Origin of the sequence: Mesorhizobium sp. M0870 (assembly GCF_040319775.1) — a bacterium.
GTDB lineage: Bacteria > Pseudomonadota > Alphaproteobacteria > Rhizobiales > Rhizobiaceae > Mesorhizobium.
On record NZ_JAMYOI010000008.1, the window covers coordinates 189,801 to 205,186 of the forward strand.

Sequence of the window (15,386 nt, forward strand, 5' to 3'; positions counted from 1 at the left end):
AAAAACCTTGTCAGGGATCTTCGGTTGGCCCAACCGTCCCATGGTCGACAGTCAGGAATTGCGCGCGTCCCTGGAGACTGGAAAACAGCGCAGCATCGGTTCCTGTCATGAACGCCTGGCAGTTCAGTTCCTCCAGGATGGAAAACAGCGCCGTGCGGCGCCGGCTGTCGAGATGCGCGGCGATCTCGTCGAGCAGCAGGATCGGTGTCATGCCCGACATTTCGCCGGTCAGCCTTGCATGCGACAGCACGATGCCGACCAGCAGCGCCTTTTGCTCGCCTGTCGAGCAAAGCTCGGCCGGCATCGCCTTGGGGCGGTGCCGAACCATCAGGTCCGAACGATGCGGGCCATCGAGCGTGCGCCCGGCGGCGCGGTCGCGCTCACGGCCGTCGGCAAGCGTCCGGCGGAAGCGTTCCTCGACATCGACTGCCGGCGCGACGGCAATCTCGGCTTCCAGATCGCCCGAAAGGCCGATGTCGGCCTGCGGAAACGGTCCTGTGTCGGGCAGCCTGTCGATCATGGCGGCGAGAAGACGCACCATCTCGGCCCGCGCGGCGGCGATCGCCACACCGGTTTCGGCCATCTGCGTCTCGATAGCGTCGAACCAGCGGCCGTCTCGAGAGCCTTCAGTAAGCAAGCGGTTACGGCCACGCATCGCCTTCTCGTAGTCGATCGCACGTTGCCCGTGGCCGGGATCGATCGCCAGCACCAGCCGGTCGAGAAAGCGCCGGCGATCCGCGGCCGGCCCGGTGAACAACGCGTCCATGGCCGGCGTCAGCCACACCACGCGCAGCCATTCCAGCATGTCCTCGGCCGAACGCGCCGGAGCTCCATTGATGCGCACCCGCCTGCCGCCTTCGCCGGCGGTGTCGCCGCCGGAAATGCCTGTTCCGATCTCGACTTGGCCGTCAGGTCCGTCGAGCCGGGCATGCAATGCAAAGCCGCCGTCGCCGCGCTCGCGTGCGACATCCGCGTAAGGGGCGCGGCGCAAGCCACGCCCTGGTGTCAAAAAGGAGATCGCTTCGAGGAGATTGGTCTTGCCGGCGCCGTTGTCGCCGGAAAAAACCACGGCACCTGGCGCCAGATCGATCGTCAGCGCCGCATAGTTGCGGAAATTAGTAAGTGTTAGCTTACTTATATGGTTCTGTCCCGGCAACCGCTATCCGCCTATAGAGCGCTCCATCGTTTCACGGAAACGCAGAACCGCTCTATCTCTTTGTTTTGACGCAATTCCGGACGGAAAACCGCTTCACACTTTTCCTGGAATTGCTCTAGGAGTTGCCGTAAATATCGCGCTTGCCGCCGTTCACAACAGGACCGAAGTGCTGACACCGCGCCGCTACACCCGCATCGGCATCAACACATAAAGCGCGGTCTCGTCGGCCATGTCGTGGATCAGTGTCGGCGAACCGGCATCCGCCAGCATGAACTTGGCCTCCGTGCCGGTCAGCTGCGCGGCAACGTCGAGCAGGTACTTGGCGTTGAAGCCGATCTCGATCGGATCGGATGAATAGTCGGCGGACAGTTCTTCGGTGGCGCTGCCTGAATCCGGATTGTTGACCGCAAGCGTCACCTGACCCTCGCTGATCGACAGCTTCACCGCGCGGCCGCGTTCGGAAGAGATGGTCGAGACACGATCGACGGCGGCGGCAAAGCTCTGGCGGTCGATGATCAGCTTCTTGTCGTTGCCGGTCGGAATGACCCGCTGATAGTCGGGGAAGGTGCCGTCGATCAGCTTCGAGGTCAAAACCACGCTGCCGATGGTGAAGCGGATTTTGGTGTCCGACAGTTCGGTGGTGACCGCGACATCCGGATCGTCGACGAGCTTCTGCAGCTCGCTCACCGTCTTGCGCGGAATGATGATGCCCGGCATGCCTTCGGAACCCGCTGGCGCATCGATCTCGGCGCGCGCCAGGCGGTGGCCGTCGGTCGCCACCGAGCGCAGCTTCAGCTTGCCGCCGACCTCATGCGTGTGCAGGTAGATGCCGTTCAGGTAATAGCGCGTCTCCTCGGTGGAGATGGCGAATTGGGTCTTCTCGATCAGGCCTTTCAGGGCAACCGAGTCGAGACGGAAGATATGCGAGAAGGATCCGGCCGAGAGCTCCGGGAAGTCGGATTGCGGCAGACACTGAAGGCGGAAGCTCGAGCGGCCAGACGTCACCGTCATGGCGTTGCCGTCCTCGTCCGTCTTCAGCATCACCTCGGCGCCATCGGCAAGCTTGCGCACGATGTCGTAGAGCAGATGTGCCGGGACTGTCGTCGCCCCGCCGCGCTCCACCTTGGCGGGCGTCGCTTCGGTCACCTCGAGGTCGAGATCGGTCGCCTTCATTTCAAGGCTGGCGCCTTCGGCGCTGAGCAGCACGTTGGACAGGATCGGTATGGTGTTTCGCCGCTCGACCACACGATGGACGTGGTTGAGCGACTTCAGGAGATTTGACCGTTCCAGGATAACACGCATGACGAAACAGGCTCGCTTGAATGAATGACGGGTCACCAGTGGGCGGCGTCCCGCGAAAGGTCTGAACAGGCTCAGAATCTGCGTAAACTGACAGGAAAAAACCAGCAAACGCAAGCCCGCGCCACCGGTTCAGGCCGACTAGGCGGGCTTTCTGGGGATAACGCGCCCGAAGTCCGCTAGCCAGTGTCGTAAAACCGAAATCCAGATCGCTCCCAGGCGGCGCCACGAGCCCGATCCAGGCCCAGCGCCGCACTGGCAAGCCATTGAATTCCGGTATTGTTCCGGCTCTGCCATCCCCGGAGGATCAGGCCTGGTCGTTGATCAACCGCCTCAGAAGCTCAAGTTCCTGCGCCAGCGTGTTGTCGTTGCCGGAAAGGTCCTCGATCTTGCGCACGGCATGCAGCACCGTGGTGTGATCGCGGCCGCCGAAACGCCGTCCGATCTCAGGCAGCGAGCGCGGCGTCATCACCTTCGACAGGTACATGGCGACCTGCCGCGGCTTGACGATGGTGCGCGTGCGCCGGTTGGACAGCAATTCGGTCTTCGACACATTGTAGTGACGCGCCACGATGCGCTGGATGTCCTCAATACGGACACGCTTCGGCTCGCCGGTGCGATAGATGTGGCCGAGGATTTCGTCGATCCGGTCGATGGTGATCTGCGGCTCGAAGGATTGACGGAACAAAAGCTGATTGAAGGCGCCTTCCAGCTCGCGTCCGCTGCCGGTCACGGTGCGGGCGACGTGATTGAGGATCTCCTCCGAAATGTCGAGCGACGCGTCGTCGCTCCTGGCCGTGGCAAGGCGCAATTTGAGCATGCCGAGGCGCATGGCGAAATCGGGCGCCGACATTTCAAGCGCGACACCGCCATTGAGGCGCGAACGGACCCGCGGTTCGAGCGATTCCAGTTCCGATGGCGGCCGGTCGGCGGCGACGACGACCTGCTTGGCGCTGTCGAGCAGCATGTTGATGAGGTGGCAGAATTCGTGCTGGATCGACTTGCCCTGCAGAAACTGCATGTCGTCGATGATGAGCAGGTCGATGTCGCGCAGCTGTTCCTTGAGCGTCAGCGCGTTGTTGTCGCGGATCGCGGTGGCAAAGCGCCACATGAAATACTCGGCCGTGAGATAGACGACGCGCGACTTGGGGTTCTGCTTCAGCGATTCCGCGGCGATGGCCTGCAGCAAATGTGTCTTGCCGAGCCCGACGGTTGCGTGAAGGAAAAGCGGATTGAAGCGCACCGCGCTCGATTGCGATTCCGCCACTGCCTTGGCGGCGGCGAAGGCCACCCGGTTCGACGGTCCCTCGATGAAGGAGCCGAACGTGTAGCGCGGATCGAGCGGTGATCCCAAAACGTTGTGGCGGAATTCGCTCTCGATCGGTGTGCCCGGACGCGGAGCCGGTGCGCGCTCCACCCGGCTGGGGCTGACTGTGCCGGCGGCAAGCGCCGTCTGCGTCTGCCGTGTCACCTTGCTGCGTGCTGGCGTTACCTCTGGCTCGGCCTGGCTGCGTCCCTGACGGGTTGCCGTGCGCACGACGATGTCGATCTTGAGGAGATCGGGATCCTCCTGCTTCCACAACTCGGAGATGAGGTCGAGATAGTGGCCGTTGATCCATGAGCGCAGGAAGGCAGTAGGCACCGAGATGCGGACGATGCCCTTGGAAGCCTCGGCGACCTTCATGCGGCCAAACCAGCTCGAATAGACTTCGGTTCCCAGGCGCGCCTTCAACTGGGCTTTGACCCGGTCGAATTTCTGTTCCGCGTCGCTGGACACCGCCATGTCGTTTGCTCCGATCAAAGTTCCAGGAAATGGGAGGTCGCCCGTAAGCTCCCTTTCGATGCCGCTCTGCATGATCTTTTCCTTGTTCTTCCGTACCTGTTTCCACCGGGGATGCGCCTCCTGCATCCGGTTCCGGCGACCTAAGTCTTTGCTACGATGTCCGCTGCCGCCGCCGGCAGATGAACGTCGCCCATTATCTGCGGGAACCGGTGCCGGCCCATGGAAGCCAGTCCGCGTTGGGTATGTCAGGGCAATACAACACCGTCCGGCGAAAGGAGCGCCGGCGCGCCGTCTACCTGCCATGTCTAGTTACGCCAGTCCCCTACCGTATCGAAAAAGACAAACCAAACCCGTCCGCGGACTTGATCCGCGTTGCAAATCCCGCCAATTTAAGCTGGCCGATTCAGGCTTGGGTTAAGAGCCAGAGCCCGTCCCTTTCGATAGATCGACACTACCGAAATCGCTGTGGATAGGGCAAGGCCACGTCTAACGGATTTTTAAGGAATCTGGTTACTGGAGGCGGGTTCGAGTGGCGTGCCGTGACGGCACATTTTAACAAAGCCATTGTGATTCAAACCCTTTTCCGGCGAATATGAAAAACCGGACGCTGAGAGAAATATTCTGAAATAATTCGCTTGACAGCGACTTGTCCCCGATCGGGTCGGCCCGGTGTGGACAAGCTGTGGATCACCATCAGTAAGTGTCTGAAAATTATAAGCTATTTCTGACAGTTAAGAATCATTAAGCTGGCCCTTTTCAAGCATGCCGATCAACAGCAGGCATGCATATGCCGGCAAACTATTCCCAATTGTGAAATCCGCCTAAGACGCCGTTTCCGGACATTCTTTTTAAGTGCTTGCCGGCAAACGAAAAAACCCGGCACAAACGGCCGGGTTCGAAGAACGTCAGTCTAGGCAAGTAATGTCAGGCCGACAGTACCTTGACCCGCTGAGCCAGTCGCGACACCTTGCGGGACGCCGTGTTCTTGTGAATCACGCCCTTGGTCGCGGCGCGCATCAATTCCGGCTCCGCGATCTTGAAGGCAGCCTGTGCGGCAGCCTTGTCGCCGGAGGCAAGCGCCTCTTCGACCTGGCGGATATAGGTGCGGACGCGCGAGCGGCGGTTCTTGTTGATCGCTGCGCGGCGGACGATCTTGCGCGTTGCCTTTTTGGCCGAGGATGTATTGGCCATGATGCCTCTCTTCTGATCTGGTCGGCGCATGCGGAATGCCGCAGGGCGCAAAAAACAAACGGGCAGCCACGGGGCCGCCTCGGTTGGTGCGGCTTATAGTTCAGCTTTTCCGGCGCGTCAACGCTGCCCGGTCTTCTTTTTGGCGGCCAACAGCCATCTTCTTCGCGGCCAAGGGATTGGCGTCAGCGGTTGGTGAAATTCGGCTTCCGCTTCTCGGCAAAGGCCGCCATGCCTTCCTTCTGATCGTCCAGTGCAAACAGCGAGTGAAACAGCCGGCGCTCGAACCGCAATCCCTCGGCAAGCGTCGTCTCGAAGGCGCGGTTGACAGCCTCCTTCGCCATCATCACCGATGGTAGTGAGAAAGCGGCGATCTTGGCTGCGGCCTTCAGCGCCTCCTCGACAAGCTCGCCGGCAGGCACGACCCGCGACACCAGACCAGAACGCTCGGCCTCGGCGGCATCCATCATCCGCCCGGTCAGGCACATGTCCATCGCTTTCGACTTGCCGACGAAGCGGGTCAGCCTTTGTGACCCGCCCATGCCTGGAATGACGCCGAGGCTGATCTCGGGCTGGCCGAATTTGGCCGTGTCGGCGGCGATAATGAAATCGCACATCATCGCCAGCTCGCAGCCGCCGCCGAGTGCATAGCCCGCCACCGCCGCGATAATAGGCTTTCGCGCCCGCGTCAGTTCCTCCCAGCCGACGAAGAAGTCTTGAGCGTAGGCGTCCGCGTAGGAGATGGACTGCATCTCCTTGATATCGGCGCCGGCGGCGAAAGCCTTTTCGGAACCCGTGATGACCATGGCGCCGATATCTGGATCGGCGCTGAACCCGTTCACGGCTGCCACCACTTCGGTCAGAATCTGCGAATTCAGCGCGTTGAGCGCCTGCGGCCTGTTCAGCGTGATCAGCCCAACCTTGCCGTGCGTCTCGGTGATGATCGTCTCATAGGCCATGGCTGCTTCTCCTTGCTCACGCTCGTCTAGAGCGGTTCATCGTTTCACGGAAACGCAGAACCGCTCCCATCTCCTTGTCTCGACGCAATTCTCGACGGAAAACCGTTTCACACTTTTCCTGGAATTGCTCAAACTCACCGCTGACATGTCCGGCAATAAAAGGTCGATCGGCCGCTCTGCACGATCCGTTCGATGTGGCCGCCGCAGCCGGGCTTGGAGCAGGCCTCGCCTTCGCGGTCGTAGACGGCGAAGGCGTGCTGGAAATAGCCCAGCGACCCATCGGTCTGCATATAGTCCCGCAGTGAGGAGCCGCCGGCTGCGATCGCATCCGATATCACCGAACGAATGGCTTGCGCGAGGTGTTCGCTTTGGGCTTGGGCTTTCTTTCCGGGCCTGGCGATCGTGCCCGCCTCGCGCAGCGGCGACAGGCCGGCACGCCACAACGCCTCCGACACATAGATGTTGCCGAGCCCGGCGATCAGCCTCTGGTCGAGAAGCGCTGCCTTCAGTGGTGATCGCCGCCCCTTCATCAATGAGGCGAGCAGCGCACCGTCCAATGTGTTGCCCGTAGGCTCGACGCCAAGTCCAGCCAGCATCGGGTGAACGTCCGGCAGTCCCTCCGCAAACAACATGAAGCCGAAGCGGCGCGGATCATTGAAGATCACGCGGGACCGGGCACCGGTTGGAGACTCGACATGGAAGACGACGTGGTCGTGATTGGAGCTTTTCGAGCGGTCGTGCCGGAAGATGCCGGGCATGTCGCTGCCATCGGCCGTCTCGACGCGGAATGAGCCCGACATGCCGAGATGGCAGATCAGCACGGGCCCGCCTTCCAGGTCCATCGTCAGATACTTGGCCCGGCGGCCGAGTGCCGTGATCGTCTTGCCGGTCAGCCGCTGCGCGAATTTCTCGGGAAATGGAAAGCGCAGATCCGGTCGGCGCGCCTCGACGCGGGCGATGGTGGCGCCTTCCAGAACCGGCTGAAGTCCGCGCCGGACGGTTTCGACTTCCGGCAATTCAGGCATGACCGCCGATCGCCGTATAGAAAGAAGTGCCGTAGCGTCCGGGCGCCAGCCCGAGATGCTCGGCCAGGGTCTCGCCAATGTCGGCGAATGTCGTTCTCAGTCCGATGTCGCCGCCCTTGAGACCCGGTCCAGTGCCGATCACCGGAATGCGCTCGCGCGTGTGATCGGTCCCGCCCCAGGTCGGGTCGTTGCCGTGGTCGGCCGTCAGGATGAGAAGATCGCCCTGCCGCAGCCTCGCAAATGCTTCCGGCAGCCGCAGGTCGAAGGCCTCGAGCGCGGCAGCATAGCCTGCGACATCGCGGCGGTGACCGAATTCGGTGTCGAAGTCGACGAAATTGGCGAAGACGAGGTCACCGTCGCCGGCATCATCGATCGCACCCAGCGCCTCGTCGAACATCGCCATGTTGCCTGCCGCCTTGCGCACTTGCGAAATTCCGCGATGGGCGAAGATGTCGCCGATCTTGCCGACGGCGATGACACGGCTGCCACGCGCCGTCAGCCGGTCGAGCAGGGTCGGTTCCGGCGGAGGCACGGCGTAGTCATGACGGTTGTATGTCCGCTCGAAAGTGGCGGTGGTTTCGCCGACGAACGGCCGCGCGATCACCCGTCCAATCCTCAGCGGGTCAACCAGCCTGCGCACCACCTGGCAGAATTCATAAAGCCGGTCGAGGCCGAAATGGACTTCATGCGCGGCGATTTGCAGGACCGAGTCGACCGACGTGTAGCAGATCGGCTTGCCGGTCCGGATGTGCTCCTCACCGAAGCGCTCGATGATCTCGGTGCCCGGCGCATGGCAATTGCCGAGAATGCCCGGCACCTTGCCTTCACGGATGATCGCCTCGGTCAGTTCGGCCGGAAAGGCCGGAACCGTATCCGGGAAATAGCCCCAGTCGAGGCGCACCGGCAGGCCGGCGATTTCCCAATGGCCGGATGGCGTATCCTTGCCGCTCGAAACCTCCTGTGCGGCGCCGTGAAAGGCAGTTGGGAGCATATCCGCCCCGCTGTTGGCAAATCCCAGTCCCGTCGCGGTTTCGGCAGCCTTGCCAAGCCCGAGTGAGGCCATATGAGGGACAAACAGCGGTCCACTACGAGACCCTTCGCGATCCGCACGGCCCTCCGCACAGGCCTCTGCGATGTGCGCGAATGTGTTGGCGCCGGCGTCACCGTAGCGGTCGGCGTCGGCCGCGCCGCCGATGCCGAAGGAATCCAGGACGAAGAGGAAAGCGCGCGCCATCAAGTTGTTGCCAGTTTGACCGACCAGACATAGGGTTCCGCGACTTCATTGGCAATTCGGAAACCAAACGGCAACGGGCAGGCGTGACAATCAGTGCATATCGCCCAAAAGTGCGCAGCGGTTTTGGGGGCAACGACTTGCCCAAAGCAAGCAGTGCGTCGCCCAAAAGTGCGCAGCGGTTTGGGAATGACGATCTGAGCATCGATCCGGGAAAACAGACGGCGGTTCTGTCATGAGGGTTGCGTTAAAGACATATGCCGCTCTGTTGCTGGGGCCGGGCGCGCTCGTCGGGCTCTGGTCCAACCCGGCGCATGCCGACTGGCGCGATGATATCGGCACGTTTCGCATAGGCATCGTTGCCGAGCCAGGTGCCGGCAACGCCGTTCCGGGGCTGGCTGTGTTGACCGACGCCTACACCAAAGCATTGGGCATGAAGGTCGAGTTTGTCGTTGCCCGCAATTATGCCGCGCTGATCGAGGCGCAGGCCGATTCCCGCATCGAATATGCGATCTATTCGGCCACCGCCTATGCAACGGCCTCGCAGCGCTGCTTATGTATCGAACCGCTTGTCGCTCCGGTCGATTCAGACGGCGCGATCGGCATCCGCTCCGTTCTGCTGACGCGGGACGGCAAGCTGCCCGACCTTGCGGCGATGGACCGCCATCGTATCGCCATGGCGCCTTCGGACAGCGTCGGCGGTTCTCTCCTGCCATTGGCGGCGTTGGCCGCGGAAGGCCGCAAGATCGCGGAAGATGCACCGTTTCTGGCCCGTGCCGATTCGGCCGCGGCGGCCGAGACGATGCTGGTCGACGGCAAGGCTGATGGCCTGTTTGGCTGGGTGACGGCCGCTGCCGACGGCCCGCGAGAACCGTCGGGCACGCAGGCCAGGTTGGAGGCGGCAGGGCTCTCGGTGACGGCGCTTCGTGTCGTGTGGACGTCGGGTCTGCTGAGATACGGCCCGCACGCGGTCCGCAGCGATCTCGACCCGGAAGCCAAGCGTCGACTTGCCGTGTTCCTCACCAACCTCAAGTCGACGACGCCCGATATCTACGCCCTCCTGGAATCGGGACATTCCGGCGGCTTCGCTCGCGTGGCGCCAAAAGACTACGAGATGGCCGCTGCTATCGTGCGCTTCGTTTCGGACCGTGAGCCGCAGCAGTAGCGGCCCTGCGCAGGGCCTAGCTGGTTCTGTTCAACAGTCGCTGCAAGGGATCGTCACGCTTCTGCGGGGGCGCAGATAATAGGTTTCGCCCATGGTTATGTTGCTGAAAGCCGAGGTCAGTCCAAGCTTCTGTTGACTGCTCGCGCTCCACGCGATGGCTGGCGTATAGCCGAGGTTGCTTTCGACGCGAATGAGAAACGTGTTGGCGACTCTGAGCGACGTCGGGATCGTTGTCTCGGTGGTGGCGCCGGCGCCACGGCTGGCGACGCCGGCGACCAATTTGCGTGACCAAACCACCAGTGCCCTCGTCGCATCGGGCGTAACCTGTATCGCCGTGATGGTGATGCTAGGGGGCGAGCGGTTGTAGGGCTGAAGGGTGACGCTGCCGATCTGCATGATGGCGTCGACATCCGCCTTGAGGACGCTTGTCTGCTGGGTGACGAGATCGGCCACCATGCTGCCGATACGGCTGACCTTCTTGCTGGTCTCGATGGCTTGCGACGCTTCCATTGTGAGGAAATACATGATCAGCAGAATTGGCATGATCAACGCGAATTCAACCGCCGCGATGCCACGGCGATCGGACCAGAATCGACTTGCTTTCCGCCAAACTCCCGTAATCATAAGATGTGCCCCCGCACGCATCATGCCCTTGCCCTTTTCTTATACTGCTCGTGCATTCCGCTCAGTTGTCGAACGGCTCGTTCTGCCAGGTCACCGATGCGAAATGCAGGGTCTTGTTGCCGCCCATCGACTGCGCCAGCAGATCGGTCATAACAGGCCACTTGTAGAAGACCCGAAGCATGTTCCTCGACTCCGCCGCACCCGCTGTCACTGAGAACGATTGGGTTGCGGTGCCTTTCGTCAGTACGACATCGCCGTTCTGGATCTTGAAGCCAGCCGTGGCCGCATCGGCGAACGACGTATATTGGCGAAGATCCACCAGCAGTTGATTGGGACAATCCTGGGAAACGATGATCTGCAGTTTCGTGCAGATCATGTCCCTCAAATTGGTTCCGGCAACGTCAGCCGCCCTCAACTGGCCGGTGCGCAGCTTGCGCGCCACATCGTCGGTGACGTTGGCCATCACCTCCTGGCCGGCAAACGAGATGCAGCTTTCCAGAATGGCAAAGACAAGCAGCGCGAAGGGGACTGAAAGGATCGCGAATTCGATTGCCGTGGCGCCGTGCCGGTCACGAAGGAAGCGGGCGAAAAACCTTCGGCGTCCCGCTCTGTGGTCGCCTGCGCAGCCGAATTCCGTGCTCATGTCCAATCCTGCCGATCTCTATGCGGTCTCGGAAGGAGCATTAGCGCAAACCGATTGAGGTCCGGTTTGGATGATCGTTAAAGTCGGCGCAGGCCTCTTAACCAGCCAATAACCGGAACGGCAGTCGGCAACGCCACCTATCGGCTGACGCTCATCTCCGCTTCCGAAGACTTCTCCGCTTCGCTCTTGTACGAGCTTTCGCAATAGGGTGTGCACGACATCGTCTGGATTTCGGCGCGCCGATAGATGCGCACGGACGAGGCGGCTTGCCGCACCACGGTAACCTGCTCGTCGACGATGGGGCTGCCGTCCGTATCGAGCACAACCAGATTGGTGACCCCAAAGCCTTTGCCGGTGAGCACGATCGTTGAAGCGTCCTGCACCGAAGCGTCGGCGATTGCCGGGTTGCCGACCACGATGGTGTCGGCGGGACGCGACAGTTTGACGATCTTGGCCTGGTTCATCGTGACCTCGATGCCGGCGCCGGCCATGGCGGGCGCGACGAAGCTCGAGACGGCAAGAAGCGCGGCAATCAGGATTGACGATCTCGGCTGGGCCATTGAGGCGCTCCACGCAGGCGGACTGATCAACGGAACATGAACGAGATTGGTGAACCAACGGTTAAGCATGCGGTGTCGCCAATGATGCGATGGCAGACAAGGACGCCCGCCGGGCGCTGTCCGGAAGTCCACAAACCCGGGGCGAGAAGGCTCAGTGGTATATTAGCCCCAGGTTAACCACGCAATATGTTCGAACCGGGAAAGGAATCGGTAAGGCTGTTTCTTAAGCCGATCGAAAGAGCTTCTCCCTAGATTGGCAGCATCCGATCAACCATCACAGAAGTTGACGGAAGTGCTGTAACACGTGGAGTAGGAGCTCTCGAATGTCTAATCTCATCGCACGTTTTGTGAAGGACGAATCCGGCGCGACCGCTATCGAATATGGTCTGATCGCCGCTCTCATCGCGCTCGCCATCATCACTGGCGCCGGCACGCTCGGCAATGCGCTCAATGCTAAGTTCACCAACATCGGAACCACCTTGAACGGCACGCCGAGCGGCAGCTGATCGGCCTTATCGCCGAGCATTTGGATTGCGTTCTGGAAAAGGGCCGCCACGTGGTGGCCCTTTTTCTATGCCGCCGCCAGTATAGGTCGTCTTTTCGTTCCTGGCCTCATCAATCGTTAATCGAACATACTTAGATTGAGCCCCGTGAAATCGGACAATAGGCATAGCGCCGATGCTTGAAGCCCTGATCTTCGTCGTCTTTCCGTTCTGCATGCTGTTTGCCGCGATCTCCGACATGCTGTCGATGACGATCGCCAATCGCGTGCCGGTGCTGCTCGTCGTCGTTTTCGCGCTGGTCGCGCCGCTGACGGGTATGGACTGGGCGGTCTATGGCGGACATTTCGCCGCCGGCGCCCTGGTCCTGGCTGTGACGTTCGGCCTGTTTGCAATGGGCGGCATGGGCGGCGGCGACGCCAAGCTTCTGGCCGCCAGCGCGATGTGGATGGGCCTCAATATCAATCTCGTCGAATATTTTGTCGCCTCGACAATCATCGGCGGCCTGCTGACGCTCGCCATCATCCTCTACCGGAAGTCGCTGCTTGCGGCCGTTACCGGCCAAAATCCGTTTCTGCGCCATTTCGCCGACGAGGCAAAAGGTGTCCCCTATGGCGTCGCGCTCGGCCTTGGCGGGTTGCTGACCTATCCGGATTCGCCTTTGATGGTATGGGCGCTTGCCAGGCTGGCGGCTTGAGCACGATCTTATTTTTATTGTCTGTCAGCATTGCCGAAACCCCGTTCTCAACAGGGCCGGCCCGGCCATTTTGGCCGTCCAGACCACATTCCGGCTAATTTATGTAAACCTTAAATTAATCACGATCGTAAGCATTACATTAACCTTGTTTTGACGATTGCCGCTGCAAAGTCCGGCTTGGCTACGTGGTTTGCCAGGGCAAGGGTTCGGACAAATGCCAGCATCGCGATTGATAATTCTGAGCGTGGCGGTGGCTGCGGCGGGTGGCGCTGGCTATGTCGCGAAGAACATGGTGGCACCGCCGCCCCAGGTCGTCGTCGATTCCGGTCCCCAGGCCCCGGCAGTGGCACTCCAGGATGTGCTTGTGCTTTCAGGCGACGTTCCGATGGGCAGCCCGATCCAAAACAACATCGCCTGGCAATCCTGGCCCGCCGACGGCGTCAACGCGAATTTCATCACCCGCACCGCCGAGCCCGAGGCACTGGACAAGCTGAAGAGTTCCGTTGCCCGTGTGGCGATGTATGCCGGAGAACCGCTGCGGCGGTCCAAGCTGATCGGCGAGGGGCAGAGCTTCATGTCGTCGATCCTGCCTTCCGGCATGCGGGCGGTCGCCACGGCCATCTCGGCCGATACGTCGGCCGGCGGCTTCATTCTTCCCAACGATTTCGTCGACGTCATCATGACCCGCAGGGCCGATGCCGCCAGCGGCGCCGCCGGCTTCAACACCGAGACCATCCTCAAGAACATCCGCGTCCTGGCCATCGACCAGACCATTCAGGAGGACGAGGAAGGCAAGAAGACCAGGGTAGGTCAGACTGCAACGCTGGAACTGACGCCCAAGCAGGCGGAGATCATCACCGTCGCCCAACAGATGGCGGATCGCCTGACCCTGGCGCTGCGGGCAGTCGCGGACACGCAGGAAAAGAATCTGGGTGAGGCCGACTATCTCGTTTCCGGCAATGGCCGCAGGGGAACGGTGAGGCTGATCAAGTCGGGCGAAGTTTCCGAAGTGGGAGCAAGGAAATGAGGCTAAGCGGTAAACTGCCGGCAATTGTAGCCGCGGCGTTCGGCCTGCTGCTCGTCGGATCGAATTTGCAAGGCAGCGTCGTCGAGGCAAAGAACGCGCAGGTCACGGCATCGACGGCCACCCAGCGCGTCAAGCTCGGCCTCAACAAGTCTGTGGTCATCGACCTGCCGAGCGATGCCTACGACATTCTCGTTGCCAACCCGGCAGTTGCCGATGCGGTGACCCGCACCGCGCGGCGCATCTATCTGTTCGGCAAGGCGGTCGGCGAGACGAACATTTTTGTCTTCGGCCCGAATGGCGAGCAGATCGTCAGCCTGGACCTGGCTGTCGAACGCGATGTTGCCGGCCTTGAGGATTATATCAGGCGCTTCCTGCCGACGTCCACCATCAAGGTGGAACTGCTCAACGACAACGTCGTCCTGACCGGAACGGTCGACACGCCGCTGGACGCAAAACGCGCGGTCGACCTGGCGACGATCTTCGTTTCGGGTGGTGAAGCGACGACGGGACAATATTCGCAGACGGCGGCCGGCGGTTCGGCCCAGAGCGGTGTCGACATCAACAACCCGGACCAGGAGCGCCGCACCAGCAAGATCGTCAACCTGCTGCAGATCATTGGCGACGACCAGGTCACGCTGAAGGTCACGGTCGCCGAAGTCAGCCGTTCGGTGATGAAGCAACTTGGCGTCAACATGGTCGGCAGCGGTGGCAGCAACGGCATCAGCTACGGCTCGATCAGCGACAACTTCACCGGCCTTGGCAAGCAGCTGTCGAATTCGGGCTTCCAGATCGGCGCGTCGGGGCTGCAGGCCTATATCAACGCCATGGAGCAGTCCGGGGTCATGAAGACCTTGGCCGAGCCGACCCTGACCGCCGTATCAGGCGAGAAGGCGACCTTCAAGGTCGGCGGTGAATACAATATGGTGAGCAGCGTCTCCCAGAACGTATCCTCCGACAACCAGACTGGCCTGAAAACCTACACCCTCGACAAGATCGAGTACGGCATCGGCCTGGAATTCCAGCCGGTGGTGTTGTCTCCCGGCCGCATAAGCCTGAAGGTCAGGACGTCGGTTTCCGAGCCGACAACCGAGGGATCCGTATCGCTCTCCTCGGGCGTGACCAGTCCCGGAATGAATGCCCTGTCGCTGCGCAAGCGTCTTGCCGATACGACGGTGGAACTGCCCTCAGGCGGCTCCATGATGATCGCCGGCCTGGTTCGCGACGATGTCAGGCAAGCCGTCAATGGGTTGCCCGGACTGACAAAGATACCGGTGCTCGGCGCGCTCTTCCGCAGCAGGGACTTCGTGCGCAACGAGACCGAGCTCGTGATCATCATCACGCCCTATCTGGTGAAGCCGGTAGCACGCAACGACCTTGCCAAGCCGGACGACAATTTCAACGCCGCCAGCGATGGCGCCGGCATGTTCCTTGGCCGCGTCAATCGCGTCTACGGCACCATGCAGACAGACAAGCCCAACGGCCGCTACCACGGCGTTGTCGGCTTCATCTACAAGTGAGCGGGGAAGCGG

General features: G+C 61.4%; 15 protein-coding genes. 5 read left to right on the top strand and 10 right to left on the bottom strand.

Going from position 1 to position 15,386, the window contains the following annotated elements:
• Positions 1–10: 10 nt before the first annotated feature.
• The 7 genes from recF to NKH97_RS12675 all read right to left on the bottom strand — a co-directional run bounded on the left by recF (position 11) and on the right by NKH97_RS12675 (position 8,644).
• Positions 11–1,156 (bottom strand): DNA replication/repair protein RecF, encoded by a 1,146-nt coding sequence (recF, locus tag NKH97_RS12645; RefSeq protein WP_352797068.1) that lies wholly within the window; start codon positions 1,154–1,156, stop codon positions 11–13.
• A gap of 183 nt (positions 1,157–1,339) precedes the next feature.
• A complete protein-coding gene (dnaN, locus tag NKH97_RS12650) occupies positions 1,340–2,458 on the bottom strand; it encodes a DNA polymerase III subunit beta (protein ID WP_023811387.1) in 1,119 nt (372 codons plus the stop codon).
• 304 nt (positions 2,459–2,762) lie between these two features.
• Positions 2,763–4,238, bottom strand: coding sequence for a chromosomal replication initiator protein DnaA (dnaA, locus tag NKH97_RS12655; protein ID WP_023811386.1), 1,476 nt, complete (start codon positions 4,236–4,238; stop codon positions 2,763–2,765).
• Between the two features lie 924 nt (positions 4,239–5,162).
• Entirely contained in the window at positions 5,163–5,429 is a 267-nt protein-coding gene (gene rpsT / locus NKH97_RS12660) for a 30S ribosomal protein S20 (RefSeq protein WP_013533694.1), read from the bottom strand.
• 182 nt (positions 5,430–5,611) lie between these two features.
• Positions 5,612–6,385, bottom strand: coding sequence for an enoyl-CoA hydratase (locus NKH97_RS12665; RefSeq protein WP_352439648.1), 774 nt, complete (start codon positions 6,383–6,385; stop codon positions 5,612–5,614).
• A 134-nt stretch (positions 6,386–6,519) separates the two neighbouring features.
• Positions 6,520–7,410 (bottom strand): bifunctional DNA-formamidopyrimidine glycosylase/DNA-(apurinic or apyrimidinic site) lyase, encoded by an 891-nt coding sequence (mutM, locus tag NKH97_RS12670; RefSeq protein WP_023811384.1) that lies wholly within the window; start codon positions 7,408–7,410, stop codon positions 6,520–6,522.
• Positions 7,403–8,644 carry a phosphopentomutase gene (locus NKH97_RS12675; protein ID WP_023811383.1) on the bottom strand — a complete coding sequence of 414 codons (1,242 nt, stop codon included), beginning with the start codon at positions 8,642–8,644 and terminating at the stop codon, positions 7,403–7,405. The genes mutM and NKH97_RS12675 overlap by 8 nt, the downstream gene beginning before the upstream one ends.
• Before the next feature lie 232 nt (positions 8,645–8,876).
• On the opposite strand from NKH97_RS12675, the gene NKH97_RS12680 reads away from it, so the two are divergent.
• Positions 8,877–9,806, top strand: a complete 930-nt coding sequence (locus NKH97_RS12680) for a phosphate/phosphite/phosphonate ABC transporter substrate-binding protein (protein WP_023811382.1) — start codon at positions 8,877–8,879, stop codon at positions 9,804–9,806.
• A 30-nt stretch (positions 9,807–9,836) separates the two neighbouring features.
• Here the strand turns inward: NKH97_RS12680 and NKH97_RS12685 are convergent, their stop codons facing one another.
• From NKH97_RS12685 to NKH97_RS12695, 3 genes are all read right to left on the bottom strand, one after another.
• Entirely contained in the window at positions 9,837–10,454 is a 618-nt protein-coding gene (locus tag NKH97_RS12685) for a TadE/TadG family type IV pilus assembly protein (protein ID WP_023811381.1), read from the bottom strand.
• A 37-nt stretch (positions 10,455–10,491) separates the two neighbouring features.
• Positions 10,492–11,073 (bottom strand): TadE/TadG family type IV pilus assembly protein, encoded by a 582-nt coding sequence (locus NKH97_RS12690; protein ID WP_023811380.1) that lies wholly within the window; start codon positions 11,071–11,073, stop codon positions 10,492–10,494.
• Positions 11,074–11,210: 137 nt separating this feature from the next.
• A complete protein-coding gene (locus NKH97_RS12695) occupies positions 11,211–11,633 on the bottom strand; it encodes a pilus assembly protein N-terminal domain-containing protein (RefSeq protein WP_013533687.1) in 423 nt (140 codons plus the stop codon).
• A gap of 323 nt (positions 11,634–11,956) precedes the next feature.
• Between NKH97_RS12695 and NKH97_RS12700 the strand changes: the two genes are divergently transcribed.
• The 4 genes from NKH97_RS12700 to NKH97_RS12715 all read left to right on the top strand — a co-directional run bounded on the left by NKH97_RS12700 (position 11,957) and on the right by NKH97_RS12715 (position 15,374).
• Positions 11,957–12,139: a Flp family type IVb pilin gene (locus NKH97_RS12700; protein WP_023811379.1), complete on the top strand. Its 183-nt coding sequence runs from the start codon at positions 11,957–11,959 to the stop codon at positions 12,137–12,139.
• Between the two features lie 172 nt (positions 12,140–12,311).
• Positions 12,312–12,830, top strand: a complete 519-nt coding sequence (locus NKH97_RS12705; RefSeq protein ID WP_023811378.1) for an A24 family peptidase — start codon at positions 12,312–12,314, stop codon at positions 12,828–12,830.
• Between the two features lie 214 nt (positions 12,831–13,044).
• On the top strand, positions 13,045–13,857 hold the full coding sequence (gene cpaB / locus NKH97_RS12710; RefSeq protein WP_023811377.1) for a Flp pilus assembly protein CpaB: 813 nt from the start codon (positions 13,045–13,047) through the stop codon (positions 13,855–13,857).
• Positions 13,854–15,374, top strand: coding sequence for a type II and III secretion system protein family protein (locus NKH97_RS12715; protein WP_023811376.1), 1,521 nt, complete (start codon positions 13,854–13,856; stop codon positions 15,372–15,374). The genes cpaB and NKH97_RS12715 overlap by 4 nt, the downstream gene beginning before the upstream one ends.
• Positions 15,375–15,386 lie beyond the last annotated feature (12 nt).